The sequence below is a fragment of the Streptococcus pluranimalium genome (assembly GCF_047785705.1).
GTDB lineage: Bacteria > Bacillota > Bacilli > Lactobacillales > Streptococcaceae > Streptococcus > Streptococcus pluranimalium_A.
The window spans coordinates 1-23117 of record NZ_JBLOJV010000021.1 but is presented as its reverse complement, the minus strand read 5'-3'; the positions used below and the strand labels follow the sequence as shown (position 1 = coordinate 23117).

The 23117-nt window shown below is 40.2% G+C and carries 25 protein-coding genes, 5 tRNA genes and 1 pseudogene; 4 read left to right on the top strand and 27 right to left on the bottom strand.

Going from position 1 to position 23117, the window contains the following annotated elements; all coding sequences use genetic code 11:
- Positions 1-41 precede the first annotated feature (41 nt).
- Positions 42-776, top strand: a complete 735-nt coding sequence (locus ACMZ6Z_RS06290) for a response regulator (RefSeq protein ID WP_416131726.1) — start codon at positions 42-44, stop codon at positions 774-776.
- Positions 773-2474 (top strand): annotated as a pseudogene (locus ACMZ6Z_RS06285) (cache domain-containing protein). The gene ACMZ6Z_RS06290 and the pseudogene ACMZ6Z_RS06285 overlap by 4 nt, the downstream one beginning before the upstream one ends.
- 142 nt (positions 2475-2616) lie before the next feature.
- Here ACMZ6Z_RS06285 and ACMZ6Z_RS06280 read toward each other — a convergent pair.
- From ACMZ6Z_RS06280 to ACMZ6Z_RS06230, 11 genes are all read right to left on the bottom strand, one after another.
- Positions 2617-3294 (bottom strand): hypothetical protein, encoded by a 678-nt coding sequence (locus ACMZ6Z_RS06280; RefSeq protein WP_416131725.1) that lies wholly within the window; start codon positions 3292-3294, stop codon positions 2617-2619.
- A gap of 2 nt (positions 3295-3296) precedes the next feature.
- Positions 3297-4124, bottom strand: a complete 828-nt coding sequence (locus ACMZ6Z_RS06275; protein ID WP_416131724.1) for an ATP-binding cassette domain-containing protein — start codon at positions 4122-4124, stop codon at positions 3297-3299.
- On the bottom strand, positions 4117-4473 hold the full coding sequence (locus tag ACMZ6Z_RS06270) for a GntR family transcriptional regulator (RefSeq protein WP_416131723.1): 357 nt from the start codon (positions 4471-4473) through the stop codon (positions 4117-4119). The genes ACMZ6Z_RS06275 and ACMZ6Z_RS06270 overlap by 8 nt, the downstream gene beginning before the upstream one ends.
- A 170-nt stretch (positions 4474-4643) precedes the next feature.
- Complete coding sequence (locus ACMZ6Z_RS06265; protein ID WP_416131722.1) at positions 4644-6425, bottom strand: acyltransferase family protein; 1782 nt, start codon at positions 6423-6425, stop codon at positions 4644-4646.
- A complete protein-coding gene (locus ACMZ6Z_RS06260) occupies positions 6422-6823 on the bottom strand; it encodes a hypothetical protein (RefSeq protein ID WP_416131721.1) in 402 nt (133 codons plus the stop codon). Before ACMZ6Z_RS06260 ends, ACMZ6Z_RS06265 begins: the two co-directional genes overlap by 4 nt.
- 15 nt (positions 6824-6838) lie before the next feature.
- Positions 6839-7261, bottom strand: a complete 423-nt coding sequence (locus ACMZ6Z_RS06255) for a low molecular weight protein-tyrosine-phosphatase (protein ID WP_416131720.1) — start codon at positions 7259-7261, stop codon at positions 6839-6841.
- Positions 7262-7650: 389 nt separating this feature from the next.
- Positions 7651-8559 (bottom strand): helix-turn-helix domain-containing protein, encoded by a 909-nt coding sequence (locus ACMZ6Z_RS06250; protein ID WP_416131719.1) that lies wholly within the window; start codon positions 8557-8559, stop codon positions 7651-7653.
- Positions 8560-8777: 218 nt separating this feature from the next.
- A complete protein-coding gene (purB, locus tag ACMZ6Z_RS06245) occupies positions 8778-10070 on the bottom strand; it encodes an adenylosuccinate lyase (RefSeq protein WP_416131718.1) in 1293 nt (430 codons plus the stop codon).
- 23 nt (positions 10071-10093) lie between these two features.
- Positions 10094-10840, bottom strand: coding sequence for a hypothetical protein (locus tag ACMZ6Z_RS06240; protein WP_416131717.1), 747 nt, complete (start codon positions 10838-10840; stop codon positions 10094-10096).
- Entirely contained in the window at positions 10834-11073 is a 240-nt protein-coding gene (locus ACMZ6Z_RS06235) for a phosphoribosylaminoimidazole carboxylase (RefSeq protein ID WP_416131716.1), read from the bottom strand. The genes ACMZ6Z_RS06240 and ACMZ6Z_RS06235 overlap by 7 nt, the downstream gene beginning before the upstream one ends.
- Before the next feature lie 28 nt (positions 11074-11101).
- Positions 11102-11731, bottom strand: coding sequence for a YdcF family protein (locus ACMZ6Z_RS06230; protein ID WP_416131732.1), 630 nt, complete (start codon positions 11729-11731; stop codon positions 11102-11104).
- Between the two features lie 56 nt (positions 11732-11787).
- Between ACMZ6Z_RS06230 and ACMZ6Z_RS06225 the strand changes: the two genes are divergently transcribed.
- Positions 11788-11946 (top strand): hypothetical protein, encoded by a 159-nt coding sequence (locus ACMZ6Z_RS06225; protein ID WP_416131715.1) that lies wholly within the window; start codon positions 11788-11790, stop codon positions 11944-11946.
- Between the two features lie 117 nt (positions 11947-12063).
- On the opposite strand, the gene ACMZ6Z_RS06220 is transcribed toward ACMZ6Z_RS06225, so the two are convergent.
- Both ACMZ6Z_RS06220 and ACMZ6Z_RS06215 read right to left on the bottom strand, forming a co-directional pair.
- Positions 12064-12381 (bottom strand): type II toxin-antitoxin system RelE/ParE family toxin, encoded by a 318-nt coding sequence (locus ACMZ6Z_RS06220; RefSeq protein WP_416131714.1) that lies wholly within the window; start codon positions 12379-12381, stop codon positions 12064-12066.
- On the bottom strand, positions 12381-12629 hold the full coding sequence (locus ACMZ6Z_RS06215; RefSeq protein WP_416131713.1) for a prevent-host-death protein: 249 nt from the start codon (positions 12627-12629) through the stop codon (positions 12381-12383). Before ACMZ6Z_RS06215 ends, ACMZ6Z_RS06220 begins: the two co-directional genes overlap by 1 nt.
- Before the next feature lie 239 nt (positions 12630-12868).
- Here ACMZ6Z_RS06215 and ACMZ6Z_RS06210 point away from each other — a divergent pair, with 239 nt between their 5' ends.
- Complete coding sequence (locus ACMZ6Z_RS06210; protein WP_416131712.1) at positions 12869-14347, top strand: SH3 domain-containing protein; 1479 nt, start codon at positions 12869-12871, stop codon at positions 14345-14347.
- Between the two features lie 326 nt (positions 14348-14673).
- Here ACMZ6Z_RS06210 and ACMZ6Z_RS06205 read toward each other — a convergent pair whose 3' ends face one another.
- The 14 genes from ACMZ6Z_RS06205 to ACMZ6Z_RS06140 all read right to left on the bottom strand — a co-directional run bounded on the left by ACMZ6Z_RS06205 (position 14674) and on the right by ACMZ6Z_RS06140 (position 23106).
- Positions 14674-14913, bottom strand: coding sequence for a phosphopantetheine-binding protein (locus tag ACMZ6Z_RS06205; RefSeq protein ID WP_416131711.1), 240 nt, complete (start codon positions 14911-14913; stop codon positions 14674-14676).
- On the bottom strand, positions 14906-15910 hold the full coding sequence (gene plsX, locus ACMZ6Z_RS06200) for a phosphate acyltransferase PlsX (RefSeq protein WP_416131710.1): 1005 nt from the start codon (positions 15908-15910) through the stop codon (positions 14906-14908). The genes ACMZ6Z_RS06205 and plsX overlap by 8 nt, the downstream gene beginning before the upstream one ends.
- A gap of 107 nt (positions 15911-16017) precedes the next feature.
- Complete coding sequence (gene recO / locus ACMZ6Z_RS06195; protein WP_416131709.1) at positions 16018-16773, bottom strand: DNA repair protein RecO; 756 nt, start codon at positions 16771-16773, stop codon at positions 16018-16020.
- On the bottom strand, positions 16763-17938 hold the full coding sequence (locus ACMZ6Z_RS06190) for a pyridoxal phosphate-dependent aminotransferase (RefSeq protein ID WP_416131708.1): 1176 nt from the start codon (positions 17936-17938) through the stop codon (positions 16763-16765). Before ACMZ6Z_RS06190 ends, recO begins: the two co-directional genes overlap by 11 nt.
- A 185-nt stretch (positions 17939-18123) precedes the next feature.
- The gene (locus ACMZ6Z_RS06185; protein ID WP_416131707.1) at positions 18124-19092 is read right to left on the bottom strand and encodes a ribose-phosphate diphosphokinase; all 969 of its coding nucleotides are present in this window, start codon (positions 19090-19092) and stop codon (positions 18124-18126) included.
- 111 nt (positions 19093-19203) lie between these two features.
- A complete protein-coding gene (gene pcsB, locus ACMZ6Z_RS06180) occupies positions 19204-20454 on the bottom strand; it encodes a peptidoglycan hydrolase PcsB (protein ID WP_416131706.1) in 1251 nt (416 codons plus the stop codon).
- A gap of 218 nt (positions 20455-20672) precedes the next feature.
- A complete protein-coding gene (locus ACMZ6Z_RS06175) occupies positions 20673-21494 on the bottom strand; it encodes an iron chelate uptake ABC transporter family permease subunit (RefSeq protein ID WP_416131705.1) in 822 nt (273 codons plus the stop codon).
- Between the two features lie 2 nt (positions 21495-21496).
- Entirely contained in the window at positions 21497-22183 is a 687-nt protein-coding gene (locus ACMZ6Z_RS06170) for a metal ABC transporter ATP-binding protein (protein WP_416131704.1), read from the bottom strand.
- 2 nt (positions 22184-22185) lie between these two features.
- Positions 22186-22623, bottom strand: a complete 438-nt coding sequence (locus ACMZ6Z_RS06165; protein WP_416131703.1) for a zinc-dependent MarR family transcriptional regulator — start codon at positions 22621-22623, stop codon at positions 22186-22188.
- A gap of 67 nt (positions 22624-22690) precedes the next feature.
- Positions 22691-22774: transfer RNA gene (locus ACMZ6Z_RS06160), tRNA-Leu, on the bottom strand.
- 8 nt (positions 22775-22782) lie between these two features.
- A tRNA-Gln gene (locus ACMZ6Z_RS06155) sits at positions 22783-22854 on the bottom strand.
- Between the two features lie 8 nt (positions 22855-22862).
- Positions 22863-22935, bottom strand: a tRNA-His gene (locus ACMZ6Z_RS06150).
- A 12-nt stretch (positions 22936-22947) separates the two neighbouring features.
- Positions 22948-23018 (bottom strand) — tRNA-Trp (locus ACMZ6Z_RS06145).
- A gap of 7 nt (positions 23019-23025) precedes the next feature.
- Positions 23026-23106 (bottom strand) — tRNA-Tyr (locus tag ACMZ6Z_RS06140).
- Positions 23107-23117 lie beyond the last annotated feature (11 nt).

Sequence of the window (23117 nt, the reverse complement as noted above, 5' to 3'; positions counted from 1 at the left end):
TTTTTGCTAAGAAGGTTGTAATTGAAAGGTATTTGTGAACAATGTTTGGATTATTAATTGTCGAAGATGAACCTTTGGTTCGTCAAGGGCTTCTTACCCTCATTGATTATAAACAATTTGGTATTGATTCTGTATTAGAAGCAGCTGATGGGCGTCAAGCCTGGGCTATATTTGAAAAAAATCCTACTTCTATTGTCTTAACAGATATTAACATGCCTCACATGAACGGAATTACATTAGCTCAAGTGATTAAAGAAAAACATCCTCAAACACATGTCGTCTTCTTGACAGGGTATGACGAATTTGACTATGCTTTGTCTGCACTTAAACTAGGAGCAGACGACTATCTTCTCAAACCATTCTCACGAACAGATATCGAAGCATTGATTGGTAGAATTTGTAATCAATTAAAAACAGCTCGTCAAAAAAGTGAAATTCAAAAACTAAGCCAAACTCATGCACTCTCAGATATAGAAAAAACCATCCAAAAACAATTATATCAACCAAATCTGAACCTCAAATCGTTAGCTTATCAATTAGGATTTTCTCCTAATTATCTCTCCCGACTGATTAAGGATGAACTTGGTCAACCCTTTCAAAACTATATCATTGCTGAGCGGGTAAAAAAAGCAAAATTATTATTACTTACGACAGATTGGAAAATATACGAAATTGCGCACAGTGTTGGCTTTGAAGATATAAACTATTTTTCTCAACGCTTTAAGCTAGAAACTGGAATGACACCAAAGCAATACCGTAAAGAACACAGTACATGAAAAAACTTTCCCTTTTAATCCAGTTGATTGTCTCTTTTATCCTCATGATTATTGGATTTTCGATTATACTTGGTAGTGTTTATTATCAAACAAGTTCTCAAGTCATTAGCGACTTAACAACCCATGCTACTCAAAACAGTCTCAATCAAGCTGGAAAATTTATTGAAGACTATTTAGGAAAATTGCGCCAAACTAGCAATAGCCTTGTCAAAAATCAATCCGTGATTTCCTATTTAACATCCTCAAATCCTGAAAATCAACAGCAAGCTCTCGCTATTATGCAAGCTGTTTTAGAAGCCGAACCTGATTTGGTTGCTGCTACCTTAGTTAGTAGGACTGGAGAGGTCATCTCTACAGACAAGGATTTAAACATACAAACATCTTCTAACATGATGGAAGAGAACTGGTATCAAAAAGCCATATTAGATGAGGCTATGATGCCGGTTCTTCTACCTGCTCGCTTAGCTCATCAAAACAACTTGGATTATCTCTGTAACTCAAGAAATTTCAGATATGGATGGGAATAATTTAGGTGTATTGCGCTTAGATATTGATTATGCAACCTTAGCAACTTATTTAGATCGTCTAGATTTAGGTTCAACCGGCTCTACCTTTATCATTGATGCTGATAAACATCTTGTTTACCACCCTAAGAATAAAAGTTCTACAAGTCGTTTAGAAACGGAAAAGTTAAGATCTTATTTTTCCATCTCTAATGATTTTACAGCCAACCACAAAGAATATGTCTATCATTACGCTATTCCAAATACACAGTGGACCTTAGTTGGTGTTTCCTCTTTAGATGCTCTTCGTGCCATTGAAAAAAAGTTGTTTTGATTATTTTTTATAATTGGTTTTATTAGCTTGATTCCTTGTAGTAGCTTGATTTGGTTAATTTTAAAACGTTGGATGCAACCAATTAAAAATTTACAGGCTGTTATCTTAAAAGTTGGACAAGGAAATTCTTCTATCAGAGCTAGGGAAACAGGTGCTGTAGAATTAGTTGACTTTGCACGTCAATTTAATGCTATGTTAGACCGAATTGAGTTTTTGATGGCTAGTATCCAAGAAAACGAACAAAGTATACGCCAATATGAACTTCAATCTCTTGCTAGTCAAATTAATCCTCATTTTTTATACAACACTTTAGATACCATTGTCTGGATGGCAGAATTTAATGATGGAGAACGTGTTGTTGCATTAACCAAATCCTTAGCAAGATTTTTCCGAATCGCACTCAATAATGGTAACGAACAAATTAGGCTAAAAGATGAGATAGATCATGTGCGGCAATACCTTTATATCCAACAGCAAAGATACGGAGAAAAATTAACTTATAAGATTCACGAACTTCCTACCTATGACGATTACAGATTACCCAAACTCATCTTACAACCTATCGTAGAGAATGCTATTTATCATGGTATTAAACCAGTCGATTGGCTAGGATTTGTATGTCTTGAGGTCTCACAAAACAAAGATCATCTTATCATTTCAATTTCAGATAATGGTCAGGGATTCCCTAAGCATTTGGTGAATATGACTGAAATTGAGGAAGAAGAATTTATCTCTAGTGGTATTGGGCTAAAAAATGTTTATCAGCGACTTAAATTAGAATTTGGTGACTCTTTTCATATGAGCATTCAATCTGAGAAAAAACGTTTAACAAAAGTTTCTCTCTATTTTCCTAAACCATAAACATACCTTTGAAAAATAAGCAGTGCTATCATACCATCCGCAGATGTGATGAGTTCATAATAAAGTGAGCCAAAACCCCTTCTCAATCCAAGAAGTCTTATCAAGACACTTGTCAGGATTGAAAGGGGGTTTTTAGTGATTATCATTTAACTTCAACTTTAGCAACAACCCAATAGTAGCAAGTAATCATCAAGATCGTTTGAGCCACTACTAGCGCTTGATGAGCATAGGGAGGCATATTAAGGAACATTTTTGTTATACCAACAATGACAGAAGTTGGGATGGCATCCAATAAGACAAAGCCGATCCCAGAAACAATTGGAATAATCAACAGGAGAAACAGAACTTCCCAACCGCGCTTGTAAATCGCAAAGGCAAAGAGAGCAGTTAGAAAACAACCACTAAGATTGCCCCAAAAGTTTAGGGATAGGTCTTGTATCGACAGGAAAACCTGCTCTTCTGAGAAAAACATGATTAAGGTCTGTAAGACACTCATCACGGTATAGATGCCAAAATTAGCGATGGCATAATCGCGACGATTGACACCAAATCTCAGGGCTGCATCAAAATCAGACAGGCCATCACTAAAGCAGCTGATCACCACCCAGAGTGTTAAAATAACTGAAATGAGTTGCCCAAGACCTTTTAAAACATGAGGAGTGCTGAGATAACCTAGCTGAACAAACTCCTGAGTATATCCCCAAAAATAAACAATCGCTCCCAAAAAACCGCCTATCGCAAGCATGACAGCCATCACAAGGCTTGCTTGTTTTAAGTGTTCCAAAAGTTGCAGACTTCTTAATGTGATTAGTCGTTTCATTCTTATTCCTCCACCAAGTAGTTAAAGAGTGTTTGCAAATCATAATAGGTCACGGTGCCATCCTGTGCTGTCACTGCTTGAACATCCTCATCTGAAAGTGTATCAAAGACAAAGGTCTCTGTCATGCTGCCCATGTGTCGCTCATGTAAGACCCGCTTATGAGCGATCCTTGCATTGCTAATACGCATGGTTTTGGCTTGGATGGTCTCAATAGCATCATCCATCAAGATCATACTATCCTTAAGCAGGATAACATGGGTCAGGTAGTTCTCAATCTCTTGAATGAGATGAGTTGAGAGGATGATAAGCCGAGGCTCTTGAGTATAATCATCCAACATCACCTCAAAAAATTTTTGACGGTTAACAGAGTCAAGGCCGTTAGTTGGCTCATCAAAAATCGTTACCTTTTCACGAGTAGCAAGTCCCAAGATGTTGTAGACAAGGGTTTTATTACCTGTAGATAGTTTTTTGATTCTAGCTTGAGGATCCAGTCCAAAACGAGCGAGTAACTCTCTAGCATAAGTCTCGTCAAACTTAGGGTAAAGGCTTGTGTAGTAGCTCATGAGCTTGGTGATTTTTCCTTGAAACAAACCATTGGTAGCTGCGACATCACTTGACACAAAGACAATGTGGGATAAGTCAAAGTCACGATTGACACGACCTTCATAGTTGGCAACCATATTAGTGATGATTTTCATCATAGTGGTCTTACCAACACCATTACGTCCCAAAAGTCCGTAAACACCTGTCTGGTCTTTAAAATCCAAGTGAATCTCTTGTAAGACACGTTTTTGACCGTATTTTTTACTGATTTTTTCTAACTTAAGCATCGGTTTCCTCCTTAATCATCCCTATGAGAGCCTCCAGCGGTATCTCTAAGCGTCTCGCTTCTTGCAGAAAAGCTGGCAGTAACTGTTGGCTAAAGGCATTTTGTCTTTTTTTGAGAATTAGCTCTCGTGCTTCTGAGGTCACATACATGCCCAGCCCTCGTCTCTTGTATAAAATCCCTTGATCAACCAAATCATTTAACCCTTTGCCTGCCGTTGCAGGATTGATTTGCATCATTTTAGCAAAAGCGTTGGTTGAAGGGACTTTATCATCAACCTTGAAGTGAGAGGATAGAATTTCATCTTCAATAAATTGTGCGATTTGCAGGTAAATAGGTGTTGCATCATTCATCTCTGAAACCACCTCCTTTAGTTTTATAGTTAATTAGTCAACTAACTAACTATTTATGTTATTAGTATAATACTGTTCTTTAAAAAAGGCAAGCTTTTTCTCAATAATTTTTTTAAAATGCGAAAAAAACAAGGTCAATCTTGGGAACACTCCAAAATCAACCTTGTTTGTTAGTCTTTAGCCGTTTGTTTGGCTACTTTTTCCACAGCCTGCTGAATAGTCTTGACATAAAGTTCTGAACCAACAGTGCTAGTGTCTGAATAATGCACGCCATCCGTCGCCAACCAAATGTTAGGATGATCAATCGCTGCTTGATACCAATCTGCTACTTCAACATAAGGGTATTTTTCTGCCAAAGCTACTTCGTAATCTCGGACAGCCTCAACATCTCTTAGGGCTTTGGCATTGTAGGGAGTCACAAAGACAAGACGATGTCCTTTGGGAAGAGCTTTTACATATTTCTGCGTTTCTGCCTGATAATCACTGGTTGAGTTAACCCCTACCGCCACAACAACTGTTTGTGACAAGCTATTGTTTTTGATATGATTGTCAAAAATAGCAAAGCTATCTTCAAAGTTTCGACTGACAGCCGCATCCAACTGCGCCTTTGGCATGAGGGTCATAAAAGCATTTTGCGAGCGAAGGGCGATAGAATCACCAATAATGGTTACATCACTCAGAGCATCAACATCACCAGCAGTGACTCGGTGGGTTCTGGTGAGGTGGGTTTGTGATTGCTTGAGTGCATTGACCAAGAGGTCTGTCTCAAAGGCACCAAGCTTGGGTGCCGTCGTAATCACTCCCATAAGCAGCACCGCTAAACCTGCACCCAACCCAACCAAGGCTTTCCAGTAGGGTTTTAAATCCACTTCCACACCAAGGATACGAGGGATTTTCCCAGCAATAAAAGGCTCTAGGAGATAGAAAGATAGGCTTGATAAGACAAGGGAGAATATCAGGGTCAGGAGCACCGCCAGCCAGTTCGGTAACAACTGACTGAAAATGATGTAAAATGGCCAATGAAACAGATAAATCCCATAGCTAATATCCGACAAGAAGGTCACTACTAGGGGTTCTTTGGCTTTGGGTGTCTTTTCGTGCAAGACACGCGCCGAGTAAATCATGGTAGCCGCAAAGAGCGTCGCTAAAAGAAAACCAAAGAGAAAAGTCAATTGCTGATTAAAATCTAGCATCACTGCCAGTAACCCTAAAAGAAGAAAGCTGACCAGGAAATAGAGAATCACTCGCTGAAGCGACCACAACTGACTATTACGTTTAAAACGATGGGTTACCTCTGAAATCCCCGATGATGCTGCAAACATCGCCCCAAAGTAGAAGGCAAAGCTATGACTGAGGGTGGAGTAGTAAATCAAAGAAACATTTTTAGTCACAAAAGCCCTGACAAACATGCTCAAAAAGCCCAGGCCAAAAAGGATGGCTGAAACGATAAAAATCATGCCTCTAAACTTGATTGGACTGAGTTTTTTCTTCGATAAGAACCACATCACCAAAGCCCAAATCACATAGAAATGAACCTCAACCGCCAAACTCCATGTATGAACAAAAAGATGCGGGATAAACTGACTTTCATAGCTACTGCCCGTAAAGATCTCATAGAGATTGGTAGTAAATCCCAGAGCAGCAGCCGTCTGCTTGCCAAAATCAGCGACAAAATCTGGCTTCACTAAAAAGGTCAACGGCACAGTCACCAAAACCATCAGCACAAGAGGCGGGACGATACGGTAAAAGCGACGCTTTAAAAAACCAAGCACATCAAAAGCCTTAGAGCGGCTATACTCATCAATCACGAGGGCAGTAATCAAGAAACCAGAAAAGGTAAAGAAAACATCCACCCCAATAAAGCCACCCGGAAACTGTCGCTTAAAGAAATGATACAAAAGAACCAATAAGAGGCCAGTCACTCGAACTAGCGAAAACCATTTTATTCTCATTTTTGATAAATCCCTTGCTTAAATTCGCCCTTGTAGGTCTCTCCTGAATGGGTCGTCAAAACACCCTTACCATGAGCCTGACCTTTGTGAAATTCACCCGTGTAAGACCAGCCTTTTTGCGATTGATAAGTGCCTTGCCCATCAAAAGTCCCCTTCTTGAACTGTCCCTGATAGGTATCACCGTTGGCATAGGTGAGTTTGCCGTATCCATTCATACGGTTATTGGACATTTCTCCGCGATAAGTAATCGTACGGTGATCATAGGTCACCACTTTTTTCTCCCTCAAAAGGACTAAAAAGACACTCAATCCCAAGATAATGATCAGGGCCACCGTCACTATCTCAGCGGTGGTTCTTGTCCACTTTATTTTTTTAATATCATCAATAAGCTGTTTCATAATCGTTTTTCCTTTTTAGGATAATGCTTCCAACCAAGCCTGGCAGCCTTTACGGATCAAGATATGGGTCTCCTCAAAGTCTCCTGTATACCAAGGATCTGGCACACCGCCATCACAAAAAAGATGAATCTTATGATCATATTGACCCGCAGAAAGCTGACGTAAATCCGCAAGATTCTGCTCATCCATCCCAATAATCGCATCAAAGTAAGCCAAATCAGCCATCGTTACTTGCTGAGACGTCTTAGAGTGATCATAGGCATAACCCTTCTCACGAAGGATAGTCTGAGTCCCCTGATGAATAGGATTGCCATGCTCCCAAGACGACGTCGCACGACTTTCAATCTGCCAACCCTCACCCGCCAGCTCTTTCATCACAAACTCAGCCATGGGACTGCGACAAATATTACCAAGACAAACAAAACACACTTTTTTCATAATAAACTCCTTGCTCATATTATAGCAGAAAAAAAGACATGTCACTATCTACTAGCCACATGTCCTTATCAAATTGTAATTAAAAGCATTACCCGAGAAAGTGGATTCGTGTGGGGGTCGTGCTTTTTGTTTGTTGTCTCATAAAACTAAGAGACGACAATTCCAGTAACTTATTATAATCTCCACCAATCTACAAATGGTAATGCCCCTCTAAGGTGCATCGTGATTACCGTAAGAATAAGACTAAAAACAACTAATTTTTTAAAAAATCGATTCATTTGTTGACTCCTTTATTTCAGTGATGAGTTTATTATAAATGAAATAATTCAAAATCAACATGTCATAAATGTCATGGTGCTTTGCTAAAAAATGAAGTATTCTATCACAATTTATTTTTGCATATCATTATGCCACTCAATCGTTAGCTGTTCCTCTAAGTAGCTATCATTTGTCATTTGTGCAAATAATAGGGCTTTATCATAGCTATTTTTTGCCCCATCCTTATTCTGTTTGACATATAGTTGATACTTCCACTCTAATATTTTTTGAATAGGTAGCCTACTGAAATCTTTAGTTTTCTCCATCGTGTAATCAATCATTTGTAATACTCGCTCTAACTCAACTAGTCGATTATCTTTCAAAGTGATAGCGTAGATACTAATCAATAATTGCGATAATACGATTAACTCACCTGTAGTGAAGGTTTCAGATTGTTCCACTAATCGGTTAAATAATTGACCATTAAATACAGAGTCAGAGTATTCACTTTCAAAACCTTCTAAATCCAAATAAGTTAAGTATAAATTGATTAAAACTAAGTCATTTTCGTCATAGACTGTCTTTCGTTTTGTCTGCTCAAAGTAATCCCCTAAAATACTAATCCCAAAATTGATATTTTCTGTTATCAATGAATCCTGGGTTGCTTGCAAGGTATCAATAACTAATTTTTCAACTTCAGGAAGATGATCATAGTATTTTTCATAGATGGTATCAAAATGAGCTTCTTTTACTAATATCCGATTTTGATCAGAGTAAGTCGGTACACGCAAAATATGGTGTTTTAAATCCAAATATTCTTTAGGAAGTTCTAAATTTTCACCATTTGTTAGAAATTGCAACGAAACACCTAAACGCTGAGCTATGAACAAAGCCGTTTTAATATTAGGTAAAGATTGTCCAAGTTCAATACGTGCTAGCTGTCGTATAGATAATTCTGACTCATCCATGCAGAATGCTTCTCTGGTTAATTTTCTTTCAATTCTTAATGCTTTTAATCGTGAACCAAAATTTGTAAACATATCATATCTCCCTCTCGTTTTTCCATTATAACATAATTAACTTATTTTTTGTTACTTATTTAATTATTATGCAATATTTTTTGATAAAAAACGAACCAATCTTTTCTCCAGTTTCCTAGAGATTAAGATTGTTCGTTTGGGCTTAAATATTTAATAAGGAGATAAACTATAATAATATTAATATCTTAAAGACGATATTCTTCTATATACCATACCCTCTATAACCCCAAGCGTTTAAAGATGTCTTCGACGGCTTGTGTGTAATAAGAAGGGTTAAAAAGTTGGTCGATGTCGTCTTGGGTTAGAAGGGATGTGACGTTGTCATCGGACTCTAGTAGAGGTTTAAAGTCGACTTGGTTGTCCCACGAATAGGCTGTTTTGGGTTGTACTAAGTCATAGGCTTCTTCACGCGTCATGCCTTTTTCAATCAGCTTGAGCATGACACGTTGGCTGTATATTAGGCCAAAGGTTGAGTTCATGTTGCGAAGCATATTATCTGGGAAGACTGTTAAGTTTTTAACGATATTGCCAAAACGATTGAGCATGTAGTTGATCAGAATAGTTGTGTCTGGTGTGATGATCCGCTCTGCTGATGAATGAGAGATGTCTCGTTCGTGCCAGAGGGTGACGTTCTCATAGGCTGTAATCATGTGTCCGCGGACAACACGTGCCAAGCCTGTCATGTTTTCAGACCCAATCGGGTTACGTTTATGAGGCATTGCTGAGCTACCTTTTTGCCCTTTGGCGAAGAATTCTTCCACCTCACGCTGCTCAGACTTTTGAAGCCCACGAATCTCAGTCGCCATACGCTCGATTGAGGTCGCAATACTAGCTAGGACGGCAAAATACTCGGCATGAAGGTCACGAGGCAGAACTTGTGTGGAAATCTCTTGAGGGCGAATGCCAAGTTTCTCACAGACATATTCTTCGACAAAGAGAGGGATGTTCGCAAAGTTACCAACCGCACCTGAAATCTTACCAGCTTCAACACCTGCTGCTGCACGCTCGAAACGCTCTTGATTACGCTTCATTTCACTATACCAAGTTGCTAGTTTGAGACCAAAGGTTGTTGGCTCCGCATGAACACCGTGCGTACGCCCCATCATGACGGTCATCTTGTGCTCACGCGCCTTATCAGCCACGATATTGGTAAAGGTCTCAAGGTCTTTTCGGATAATATCATTAGCCTGCTTGTAAAGATAACCGTAAGCCGTATCCACAACATCAGTTGAGGTCAAACCATAGTGAACCCACTTACGCTCCTCGCCAAGCGTTTCAGATACCGCACGCGTGAATGCCACCACATCATGGCGCGTTTCTTGCTCAATCTCTAAAATACGGTTGATGTCAAAATCCGCCTTTTCACGGATCTGAGCGATATCTTCCTTAGGAATTTCTCCCAACTCAGCCCAAGCCTCAGCAGCTAGAATCTCAACCTCAAGCCAAGCACGGTATTTATTTTCTTCACTCCAAATGTTCGCCATCTCAGGGCGTGAATAACGTTCGATCATGTTTTTTCTCCTATCTAATACAATTAAACTTTAACAATATAATCGCATGTCCGACTATCAATAGATTGCTCTGGATAATCTACATTGTATCTTCTCTCGATTAGTCTACAGTTCCCTTTATCATCTAATTGATAGAGAGTCTTTATAACTTCTCCTGATAATGTTGTATAATACAAGGTTATCTTATTGGGGAGATGATTAAAATGAAAATTATTACTCATCAAATGCGAAAAAATTGAGTTCTGATGCTCTTTAGAAATAACGTAAATTCGCTCGTTTGCATCAATTTTAGGAATAATTTGAGGAGAACGATTATCAAATATAATATGCAAATTTAGTAACGGTTGGCCATTTAATATCTCTATTGATAATGCTTTATCCATCTTATCTGATGTCTGATAAAATTCTTCAAAACTCCTTTTAGATACATTATTTGTATTTTTATTTCTCTTAGTTAGACTATACCAAAACTTATTATCATAATATATTTTGAATCCAGACTTTATAGTTTGATACTCATTACTTAAAATCAATACCGGTCTAGATTGTTCCATAGCACGCTCTTTCTCCAGAAATAGTTGTAAATGGATAATGAGTACCGATATAACTGTCCCAGCCATAGATCCATAAAAACTCAACCAATCTCCTACTGAATCATTCAAAAAAGGGGATAGAAATGATAACAATTTAGAGAATATAGGCCCTAAAAAAGAAATCAAAATAATAATCAAAAACAACACTTTTATATTTCTTCTAAAATAATTTAACATCTAATCCCTTCCCCAAACTCCCCTTTACCAATAGCAACCGACGGATAGTGGTCTAGTTTGTTTAAGTCTGTATCAAGTGGCAAATCATAGACAGCTAAATAATCATTTGCAAACTGCTTTTCTAGCTCTGCCATTTTATCAGAAATAGAAATCTCGTCAGTCGAGGCATAGAGTACTTCAACAACACCAACGTGACCATTTTCTATAAAAGCGTGAACAATAATTTTTATCATAGAAACCTCCTTCACACTATTGATCCTATTACTTTTCCAACGGCAGAATGTCACCTTTTTCGCCATAATGAAGTATTCTCAAGTACTCGCCCCACACTCTCCTTTTGCCTTCTTCAAAAGTCATCCAGTTATCACGAGAAACCGGATTGCCTTGATAACTTGCATCAAAAGTATAAGGGATATAGGCAATGCCTTCAGGTAAATGCTGAGCTAAGGTGCGATACTGTCTTCCGGTTGCATGGCTTTTACAGATAAACATCACCGTGTTAACCTGTTTAAAATCAAAAACTTTTTTTGCAAACAAGACATTCTCCAGCGTATTGGTAGATTGATCTTCAAAAATGATTATTTCTTCTGGGATGCCAGCTTCTATCAAACGATCAATAATCACCTGAGCTTCTGTTTTCCCATTCCAATCTGGATGAGCAGTACCAGTTAAACTTCGGCCACCGGTAACGACTATCTTTGGGGCAAACCCTTTGTGATAGGCTTCAATCGCCTTCTCCCAATGTCCTGGATGCGTGCCACTGAAAACAAACAGCACATCACATTTCCTGGGTTGAATCACTGATCCAAAAGTCACAGACGTCAAAAAAGCAATTTCTTCAGAACTTAGTTCTGTTGGAACAACTGGACTCTTAGAGATGACTGATTTCATCATAACACCTCCTCTTAAACAATCTTCTCTTCTATTTTATCATAAAAAAGATTATCGTGACGGCAGTAGCACGATTGTTGGATAAGAATTATCATTTCGGTTCATTAAAAGTTTGGGATCAATTACTAAGGGAAAACCAGACTAATACCAAAAAAATGACCCAAAAGGGTCAATCTCATTTAGAAGTATTAGGGGTCTTTACAGCCCAAGGCTGAAGGCAGTCCCACACCCGACACAAATTTGCGCCCTTTGAGCTATCCGTTTCCAGTCGCCCTACGGAAATGAGATTCACACCACCGACCGTATCGCTGAGGTGCCTCACAGACATCATATCACAAATACTTCAAGATTGTATTCATCCAGTTGGTTTTAGCTGGTAACAAACGTAGTACCTTGACAGTATCAGCCTCAATCTCGTAAAACAAGATATAATCGTCAATCACGCTATATTTAATCTCAGTTTCCTCGACAATTCTGGCTGATAAGTTTGACCCAATTTTAGGCGAATCTGCCAATTTTCGGATAGTTGACACCACAGCTTGCTTAAACTTAACGATATTTTCTAGATAAACTCCCAAGCTCTCTTTATAGAAAACCGCCTCTTCAATGTCTCGGACAGTTTCACTTGAGGTTATCACTTTATAGCTCATCACTCCACCCCTAACCGTTCAGCCAATTCATCTGGCGTATAGGTCTTTTCGTTAGCCAGGGAGCGATAGCCTTTCTGCAGTTCTTCGAACAGTCGCAACGTCGCTTTTGTACGTCGCCATTCCTCAATATCAACAACCACATACTCTGCCTTTCCATTGCGGGTTAAGATTACTTGAGAGCCAACAGATACATCACTCAGCGTTTGATTATAATAACGCATATCAGATACAGGGACGATATTTTCCATGGTATCACCTACTTACTTAATATTTTACTTAATTCTACCACGTGATAGCTTTTTCTTCAAGTCCACTTAATTTTGGGGTCAGTACAAATCATCAAGGCTTTTGTTGGAAGGGAAAACGTTTATTTAGGAATGAATTTTTTGTATCATTGCCTTCTTAAACTTTTTACGAATCTTATTTTTTTTAGAAAAATAATCGCTTTAGGATGGATTTCGCGAATAGATAAGCAGGAGGATATTGAATGACATTTACATCTAAGTTAACAACTGCAAGTGCTCTTGCCCTTGTACTAACTGGTACTAGCTTGACTACTGGTCAAGCTGTTGCCCAAGCCGCTGTTTTAGGAGATAATTACCCTGCTCATTGGAAGCAAGGTTGGGGACCAGACAGTTGGGGCATGTTCAAAAGGCAATGCACTTCTTTTGTAGCTTTTCGATTAAACTCAGCCAATGGTTTCACCCTACCTGGTGGCTATGGCAATGCTATCACTTGGGGTGGGGTTGCGAGATCTCAAGGTTACCGTGTGGATATGAACCCTGCTGTTGGTTCTGTCGCCTGGTTTGGAAATGGCGTCAATGGCGCTGGAAGTTATGGGCATGTCGCTTGGGTTGCTGATGTGCAAGGGGATATCGTGACCGTTGAGGAATACAACTTTAATGCTGGTCAAGGTCCAGAAAAATATTGGAAACGCAGTTTTCATAAGAGTCAGGTGTCTGGCTATATTCATTTTAAAGATATATCAACACCATCTGTTGAATCAGTGTCAATTAGCCCTATAAGCTCTACACCTACCATCGCTTCAAGTGGTACTTATCATTTCACTAGCCGCTCCTCTATTAAGAGTGAACCGAAAATAACAAGCCCTGAATTAGCCTTTTACGATAGAGGCCAAAGTGTTTTCTATGACAAGGTCGTAGAAGCTGACGGCTACAAGTGGATCAGCTATATTGCCGGTAGTGGTAATAGACGCTATATTCCGATTAGCCGACTAGCAACACCTAGCGTGACAACACCTACACCACCAAGTCCAGCACCTACCATAAATCCAGCACCAGTTACCCCAACTCCTGCTCCTGCTCCTGCTCCTGCTCCTGCTCACCCAGAGTCTACCACTACTCCTAAAATATCAGCTACAAGAGGCACTCATTACTTCACTAGCCGTTCCGCTATCAAGAGCGAACCAAAGCAAAGCGCAGCCGATGTTGCTTTCTATAATGCTGGACAGTCTGTTCATTACGATCAGACAGTCGAGGCTGACGGCTACAAGTGGATCAGCTATATCGGTGGCAGTGGTATCAGACGCTATATTGCCGTTGAAGCCTTGCGCACACAAGCAGAGCCACCAAAAACCCCGTCCACTCAAGTAGCGCAACCTTCTACACCAGTCACTCCTCCAAAAACCACTGAAATTGGTGTCGGAGACACGATTGTCTTCACAGGAGCTTTCAAGGTTACAGAGAGTTTTTGGAGTGGATTGGTATCTAGTAGTGATCTAGCAGGAGGAATGCCTACCGCACTCAACTATCTTGATCCTGCGCCTGTCATTGAGACGGATCGAAATGGTGTCAAGACAGGAGACCAAATATTATACCCAGGTGATTACTTCACCATTCCAGGACAATACAAGGTCTTAAAAATTCATAAACCAAGTAACGGTGCCTATATCAAGATTGGTAATCGTGGCACTTGGGTCACCCTATCCAAGGTCAGAAAGCCATAAGATGATTAGCGTTGTTAAGCATTACTAAAAAAGCATCCCTGAGATAAAAGTCTTTCTCAGCTATTTAAAAACAGAGATTCACATTCATAGCGAGTCTCTGTTTTTGTTTAAGGTCATTTTCTTGTTGGATATGGTAAGGTGATGATCGCCTTGCTGATCTCAGTTTAGAAGAGTCTATTCACTATCATAGCCTGCACTGGCAATAACTAGCTCAGCCTTATGCGGATAGCTTTTCTAGGATTTGTTGACACAAGTCTGTCTCTCTAATACCAACAGCAACGGCACTAAGGCCGTTGCTGTTTTGCTTGAGTCAAAGAGATTTTTTCTTACCCGATCTTGTGTTCTAAATAGGTCAATAAATCTCCCATAGTGATCAAACGATCAATATCCTCATCAGGGATGGTCATCTCAAAGGCATCCTCAAGAGCAATGATAACTGCCATCAAGCCAATCGAATCGACACCTAAGTCATCTCGAAGACTGGATTCTACCGTCACTCCTATATCATCATAGCCTTGCTCACGTATCACTGTCAGCACTTTTTGATTGATGGCTTCTTTAGTCACCTTGCACCTCCTTAGAGAAGGTAGTGACCAGCTGATTGACAACATCGGTTGCTAGCATGGCTCTGATTTGTTTAATCGTGTGGTAAATAGCCTGAGCATCACTAGAACCATGAGATTTAACCAGCGGCGCTTTAAGCCCAAACAAAACCGCTCCACCAGCTGATGAATAATCCATCGTTTCCTTTAACTGATACAAACTATCTTTTAAGAGCAGAGCACCCAATTTCGCCTTAAAACCACCTGATGTTAGCGACGATTTCAAACTCCCCATAATAGTCATGGCTGTGCCTTCGATGGCTTTCAAAACAGCATTCCCTGTGAAACCATCTGTCACAACAACATCAGCCACTCCATGCATCACATCACGCGCTTCCACATTTCCGATAAAATGAATGGACGGCTCTCGACTAAGCAGATCATAAGCTTCTTTGTGAAGCGTATCTCCCTTTGTAGCCTCTGTGCCATTATTCAATAAACCAACACGAGGTTTGGCAATTCCACGGACAGTCTTAGCATAAAAAGAACCAAGAACAGCATATTGTAATAAGTGAGTTGGGGTGTTTTCCGCATTGGCTCCTAAATCCAACATGTCAAATCCCTGACCATTGGTCGTTGGTAGAGTTGACATCAAACCCGGACGCTCAATGCCCTTGATACGTCCCACAACCAACAAGCCTGCAGCCAAAAGAGCACCCGTATTCCCTGCTGACAAAAGAGCATCCGCCCGCTCTTCCTTAACCGCTTTAGCAGCCAAGACCATAGAGGCTTCTTTCTTACGGCGGATAGCCTTTGTTGGCTCATCATCCGAATCAATCTTCTCCTGAGTATGAATAATAGTCACACGCTCTTTGACAGTCAGATACTCACGAATCTTATCTTCATGCCCATAAAGTTGCACCTCAATATCTGAAAAATCCTGAATGGCACGGTTGACACCCTCCACAATCGCTTTAGGAGCATGATCCCCACCCATAGCATCGACGGCAATACGTTTCATGATTTGACTTCCTTACTTCTTTGTCTTTGGGAAAATAGCAGAGCTTCTTCCTCAGTGTTTCTTATTATAGCATGATTGAGATGGATTTTCAGCCTTGATGACAATTCTTATTTCATAATGTCTCCCCACTTGGCCAAATCATCAATAAAAGCCTTACTTTTCAAACGTAGCCCTACATAGTCCTCATAAAGACTGTCAACAAACTGTCGTAATTGAGCTTTCGTATCGTCTTTTAGTGAGATACTTCTTAACTCATCAAAAGAAAGCGACTGAAAACGATCAATAAGATAAGGCACATTAGGATTAAGATGAGCTCTGCTCCTATCCTGATCATAATGTGCTGGGCAAAGAAGACCTGAATAGCGAAACGAAAAATCAAAAGGCAAACCAATCCGATGACAACACACACATTCGTGAAAATTCAGCTGGACCCCAAAACGCTCCAATAATTGAATCTCAAAAATCAACGTTAGCACTTCATAATCCAAGCCCTCATCCATTAAAGCTAAGGTCTTTTCTAAAAAGGCAAACAAGGCCGTGTCAACCTGATTATCTGGTATGGCCGCATCAGCAAGAGCCATGATATAAGTCGCATAAGATAACTTAAACAAGTCTGCATTGATCGCCTTATAAGGAGCTACCTCTCGAAAATCATCAATGTAAGATAAGCCATTAAGATTGAGTTTGACAAGAAAGTCAGCCACCGTCAGGGGTTGAATGACAGCTGCCAACTTTGATTGAGCTGCCTGTTTCACGAAAAACATTCGCTTGCCATCCGTCTCTGTAAATAATTTTACCAGCTTATCTGATTCACGAAACTCACGATTATAGAGGACAATACCTCTTGTTTCCTTACTTATCATCAGCTGTCATAAAGGCTTTCAAGCGTTTCATAGCTTCTTGAATAACTGCCATACTAGCAGCATAAGAGATCCGAAGATAGCCCTCTCCATAAGGCCCAAAGGCAATGCCAGGAATCAACGCAACTGCCTGTTCATGAGCCAATCGCTCCAAAAAAGCATAGGAATCCCGACCTGCCTCACCAGGGATTTTAGCCCAAATGTAAAAAGCACCATCAGGGCTAACCACCTCAAAGCCAAGTTCTGTCAACGCTGCGACCATCACGTCACGGCGCTTACGATAGGCATCGCGCATAGGTAGGGCGTCATCCTTACCATTGGTCAAGGCCTCCAAAGCCGCGTACTGTGTGACAGTCGTCGCTGCAGTAACCAAATACTGATGCGCTTTAACCAGCTGCGCACACAAACTTTTCCGGGCAAAAAGAAAGCCTATCCGCCAACCAGTCATCGCATGTGACTTGGAAAGGCCATTGATGACAATGGTTTGCTCTGGGAGATACTCTGCAATCGAAACATGACCCTCATCAGTATAAGTAATCTCTGAGTAAATCTCATCTGAAATCACATGAATAGGGTATTTACCAAGAACCTCTGCCAAAGCCTTAAGCTGCTGACGGGTATAAACCACACCAGTAGGATTAGCTGGAGAATTCAGAATAAACATTTTGAGCTTGTCACCCTGTGCAATGATTGCCTCTTCAAGCATTTCGGGTGTCAGGATAAAAGCTGTCTGAGACGTGTCCAGCTCAACAAACTCGCCACCATACATCTTGGTCAAGGCTTCATAGACAGGAAATCCTGGTCCTGGAAACAGCACGCAATCTCCTGGTTCTAAGAGGGCTGCCATTGTCGCTGAAATAGCCTCTGTTGCACCCACAGTCGTTAGAATCTCCGTTTCAGGATTATAGGTCAAATCATACTTTTCCTTGACAAAATCAGCAGCAGCTTGTCGTAATGCTAAAAGCCCTGACATGCTTGTATAATAGCTCTTATCGTCATCAATAGCCTTCTTAGCAGCTTCTTTAATGTGTTGAGGCGTCGGAAAATCAGGCTCACCCAAAGTCATTTTAAGCATCCCTGGAATACCCGAAATAGAATAATCAAACTGACGAATCAATGAAACATCTAGCTGATCTAAATGACGATTGTAACGTTGACTGACATCCATAGTAGAACTCCTTTAAATAGTATCCCTATTATACAAGAAATCCTGAAAGATTGCACAACTTCCTACTACAATCACTTTAAAAGGCTGGTAGCCTTACCCTAGAAACATGCCAAGCAATAGGATATCTAGTGCATTTTTTACTAAAGACGATAAAAAGACTGGTGTAACACCAGCCTGCTATAACGCTATTTTTTAGTTGATAATTCAAATAATGGAGAAAGGGGGCGTTTTTCATGGATGCGAACGATAGCATCCCCAATCAATTCAGCGATAGAAATCTGCTCAATCTTATCAATTAAACGCTCTTGAGAGAGGTAAATCGTATCTAAAACCACCAATTTTTCAATAGCTGATTTTTGGATATTGTTTAGCGCTGGTCCAGACAAAACAGGATGCGTACAAGAAGCATAAACATGTGTCGCTCCAGCCTCCTTCAAGGCATCGGCAGCATGACAAATCGTTCCGGCAGTATCAATCATATCATCAATCAAGATACACTGTTTGCCTTCAACATTACCAATAATATTCATCACTTCACTGGTGTTCATTTTATCCACACTACGACGCTTATCAATAATCGCAATCGGGGTGTGCAAGAACTGTGCTAACTTACGAGCACGTGTAACACCACCATGATCAGGACTCACAACGACAACATCATCTCCCACCAAGCCATGTCGATCAAAGTAATCGGCAATTAAAGGAACACCCATCAAGTGATCAACAGGAATGTCAAAAAATCCTTGAATCTGAGCCGCATGAAGATCTACTGTCAGTAAACGATTGACCCCAGCCACTTCCAGCATGTCTGCTACTAATTTTGAGGTAATAGGCTCACGCGAACGCGCTTTACGATCTTGTCGAGCATAGCCATAATAAGGCATGACCACATTGACCGTCTCAGCACTGGCTCTTTTTAAAGCATCTACCATAATCAAAATTTCCATCAAATGATCATTAACTGGTGAGCTAGTTGACTGCAAAATAAACACATGATGTCCACGGATTGATTCTTCAATATTAACTTGAATCTCCCCATCAGAAAACTGACGAACGGTTGATTTCCCAAGGCTAATACCTATATTCTCAGCAACTTTTTCAGCTAATTCTTGGTTGGACGATAGTGCAAACAACTTTAGATTAGAATAAGACATGACTTCCTCCATTTATCTAGTCACTCTTATTCTACCGTTTTTAAGACTTTTTTTCAAACAATATTACGATTAAGCCAAAAGAAAAAAGAGGAACAAAATCCTCCTGATTTCTTATCTTGGGTAAATGTAAACAGCTGATCCTTGATAAGTCGCTGTCGGGTTAAACCAGCCACGGTGATTTCCGATGGTCTGATTACCATTGTAGTTAGCTTCCATAACTTGAATACGAGTTGGACTTTCAACGGCTACCACTACTGCAACGTGACCATAGCCACCGTCGTTCCAAACTGCGATTGAACCAACAGTCGGTGTTGAACCAACAGCAAATCCTGCTGCTGCGGCTGAAATTGCCCATTGTCCACCGTTACCCCAGTTATTACCAGCCCAAGGAGCTAACGATTTCGCTCCCCAAGTACACTGTCCTATAGGGTAGGTGTTGCCAGCAGTTGTGATAGTTGGAACTGAAACTGGAGAAGATGCCTGAGTAGCTGTTGGTCTAACTGGATTAGTTGACGCAGCTGCGGCTGTGGCAGATGTTCCAGCAGCTACTGATGCAGCTGAGCTAGCGCTTAGAGACACGGCAACTTCTGATGCTACAGCTGCAGCTGATGCTGCGGCGGCAACAGCTGACGCTGATTCAGAAGCAGAAACAGAAGCGGCAACTGATTGTGACGTCGAAACAGAAGCGGCAACTGATTCTGCCGTTGATTTTTCAGCTAAAAGCGATGCTTTATCCCCTTCAGCAGTTGCTAATTCAACAGCTAGATTGGCTTGTGCAGCTTTTAATTGTGCTTCTTGAGTTTCTAACGTTGATTTATTAGCAGCTAGAGCTTCTTGGTTTGCAGCAATCGTATTGATTGCTGCCTGATTAGCCTCTTGTTTTTGAGCAAGTTTTTCTTTATCTGCCTTTTGTTTTTCAAGCATCTCATGGTTAGCTGAAACAATCTCACGAATAGCCACTACTTTACTAATAGCTTCTGAAATGGATTTTGAGTTAACCACGGTATTAATGTAATTTGTTGCTGTGTTTTGCTTTTGAGCACTGCGAGCTTGTTTTTTGAGAGACTCTCCACGCGAAATGATCTTCTCTGATAAGGTTTGGATTTCATCCGATAACTCATCCGATTTTTCTTTTAAGGCAATGTTTTGAGACTCTAAGTTAGTCTGCTCTAATGACAAAGCACCTACTTGGGTTTGAATAGATTCAACTTTTAATCGTGCGGCAGCTTTTTGACCAGTCAAGTTAGTGATAACACCGTCTTTGACAGCGATTTTTGCATCATAATCCTCTGCACTAATAGATGCAGTCGCTCCAAGTGTCACACCACTCAATAAAATAGCTGATAACATTTTTTTCTTCATGATTAAAAATACTCCTATATAATTAAGACATCTAACATTATATCAAAAAAAATCACCAGTATGTTACGCTATTGTTACAATTTCATTGAAATAAAAAGGCTATTGCAAGTCAAAGAACAATCCTATGGTCTTTAAGCAATGCCAACCCTTTTCAATGACTTTCATTTAACAAAAAGATAGGTCTGGACCTACCTCTTCTCTTGATATTCACTAATTTTTTAAGTATTTTTACGAAAATGAGAAAGTAAATTAACCACTAAAAAAATAGCAATAAAAATAATCGTAATCGTCGCACTGGCTGGCGTCTCCCAAGTATAAGACAATAGAACTCCTAAAAGCATTCCAATAAAACCAACAATCACAGAACTCACTATGACAGTTTTAAAAGACTTACCAAGCCTTATGCCAATACTTGCTGGTAAAACCATAATTGTCGAAACCAATAAAGCACCCGCTGCTGGGATCATTAAAGATATGGCAACACCTGTAAGCATGTTAAAAACGAGAGACATCAGTCTCACTGGCAAACCGTCAACAAAGGCTGTATCCTCATCAAACGTTAACATATACATAGGGCGGATAAAAAAAGCTGACAGAAGTAAAACTACACTAGCAATGACAAACAAAGCAATGACTTGTTCTCGATTGATTGTAATAATAGATCCAAACAGGTATTGCTCCAGATTAACTCCTGAAGTGTTCTCCGATTTACTGGTAATAATCAAAGAAACCGCCAAGCCCAAAGACATGAGTATAGCCGTTGAGATTTCCATATAATGCTTGTAAACAACCCTCAAGTATTCCAAAAGGATAGCCGCTAAAATGACAATAAAGACTGTCATCCAAGTGGTTGAAACACCAAATAAAATACCAAAAGCAACACCTGCCAAAGAGACATGGCTTAAAGTATCGCTCATAAGACTTTGCCGTCTTAAAATCAGGAAAAGACCAAGTATTGGAGCAAACAGACTCATCGCAACAATAGCTAGAATCGCACGTTGCATAAATTCATAAGACAATATTTCTGAAATAGTAGACATGATTAGTCCTCCTTATGAATATTAAAACAACGCCAAGGAGAAGATTGATCTCTCACTAGATGAATATTACGATCAGCATACTGAGCAACCTCATCAGGATCATGAGTAATCATAAGAACCGCCTTACCATGCTTTCGTGCATTATGGTACATTAACTTGTAAAAATTATCTAATGTCCCAGCATCCATCCCAGTCGTTGGTTCATCTAACACAAAAACATCTGGATTAGAGGCAAACATTCTAGCAATAACAATGCGCTGTTTTTGGCCACCAGAAAGGCTCCCAATGCGCTTATGGCGAATATCCCACATGCCAACCGATTCCAAACTAGATTGCACATGTTCCTTATCGTGAGCAGTCATTCGACGAAACCAACCTTGATGAGGATAACGTCCAGAAGTCACAAACTCCTCAACAGTAGAAGGAAAACCAGCGTTAAAACTAGCAATTTGCTGTGGTAAATAAGCAATTTTTAACTTTTTTCCAGAAGTATTTTTCTCAGAAATACTCACAAGACCTGCTTTAGGCTTTAAAATACCTAGTGTAGCCTTAACCAAAGTTGACTTTGCAGCACCATTCTCACCAGTAAGTGTCACAAATTCGCCACTATTCAAATAGTAAGAAACATTCTGAAGAACAGGCTCGTCATCATATTGAAATACCAAATTTTCAACCGTAATATAACGCAAAACTAAAGCACCTTTCTTGATAGATCGTCCATAAAACGAGCAATAATGATTTGCTCACTGTCAGAAAAGTCAGAGAGTATCCCCTCGTACACTTGCAAAGTGGATAGGTGATGTTGAGCATGTTCTTCTGCAATCGGCATGGCCTCACTGGTCAAAGTTAGATAAGAAACACGACCATCTTTCCCATCTTTGACAGATACTACAAGATCTTTTTGAATCAACTGCTTAACAGCCTTAGAAACAGCAGCTTGAGTTATGGATAAGGCTTTAGCCAAATCCGAATTTGTTAATTTTCCATCTTTTAACAACATCAAAATATGTTCTTGAGTACTTGTCAAACTCAAATGACTTTGGCACTTCCCAATCAATAGTTCATTTTGATGCTCTGTTTTAGCAATCAAAGCATTTAAAAAACTATCTAGTTTTTCTGATAATAGCATACTACACTCCTTAACCAGTTAATCATGAAACAAATAAAAACTGTTAGATAAACTAACAGTAAAATCATACCGGCGGCCGGGGTCGAACCGGCACGTCCTTGCGGACACTGGATTTTGAGTCCAGCGCGTCTGCCAATTCCGCCACGCCGGCAAGTATAACTGGGGTAGCTGGATTCGAACCAACGCATGAGGGAGTCAAAGTCCCTTGCCTTACCGCTTGGCTATACCCCATTAAAATAGGCGAGTGAGGGGAATCGAACCCCCGAATGTCAGAGCCACAATCTGATGTGTTAACCACTTCACCACACCCGCCATACTAATAAACACGGGCAGTAGGAATCGAACCCACACTGAAGGTTTTGGAGACCTTAGTTCTACCGTTAAACTATGCCCGTTTAAATATGGAAAGAGAGGGATTCGAACCCCCGAACCCGAAGGAGCGGATTTACAGTCCGCCGCGTTTAGCCTCTTCGCTATCTTTCCAAAATAAATGT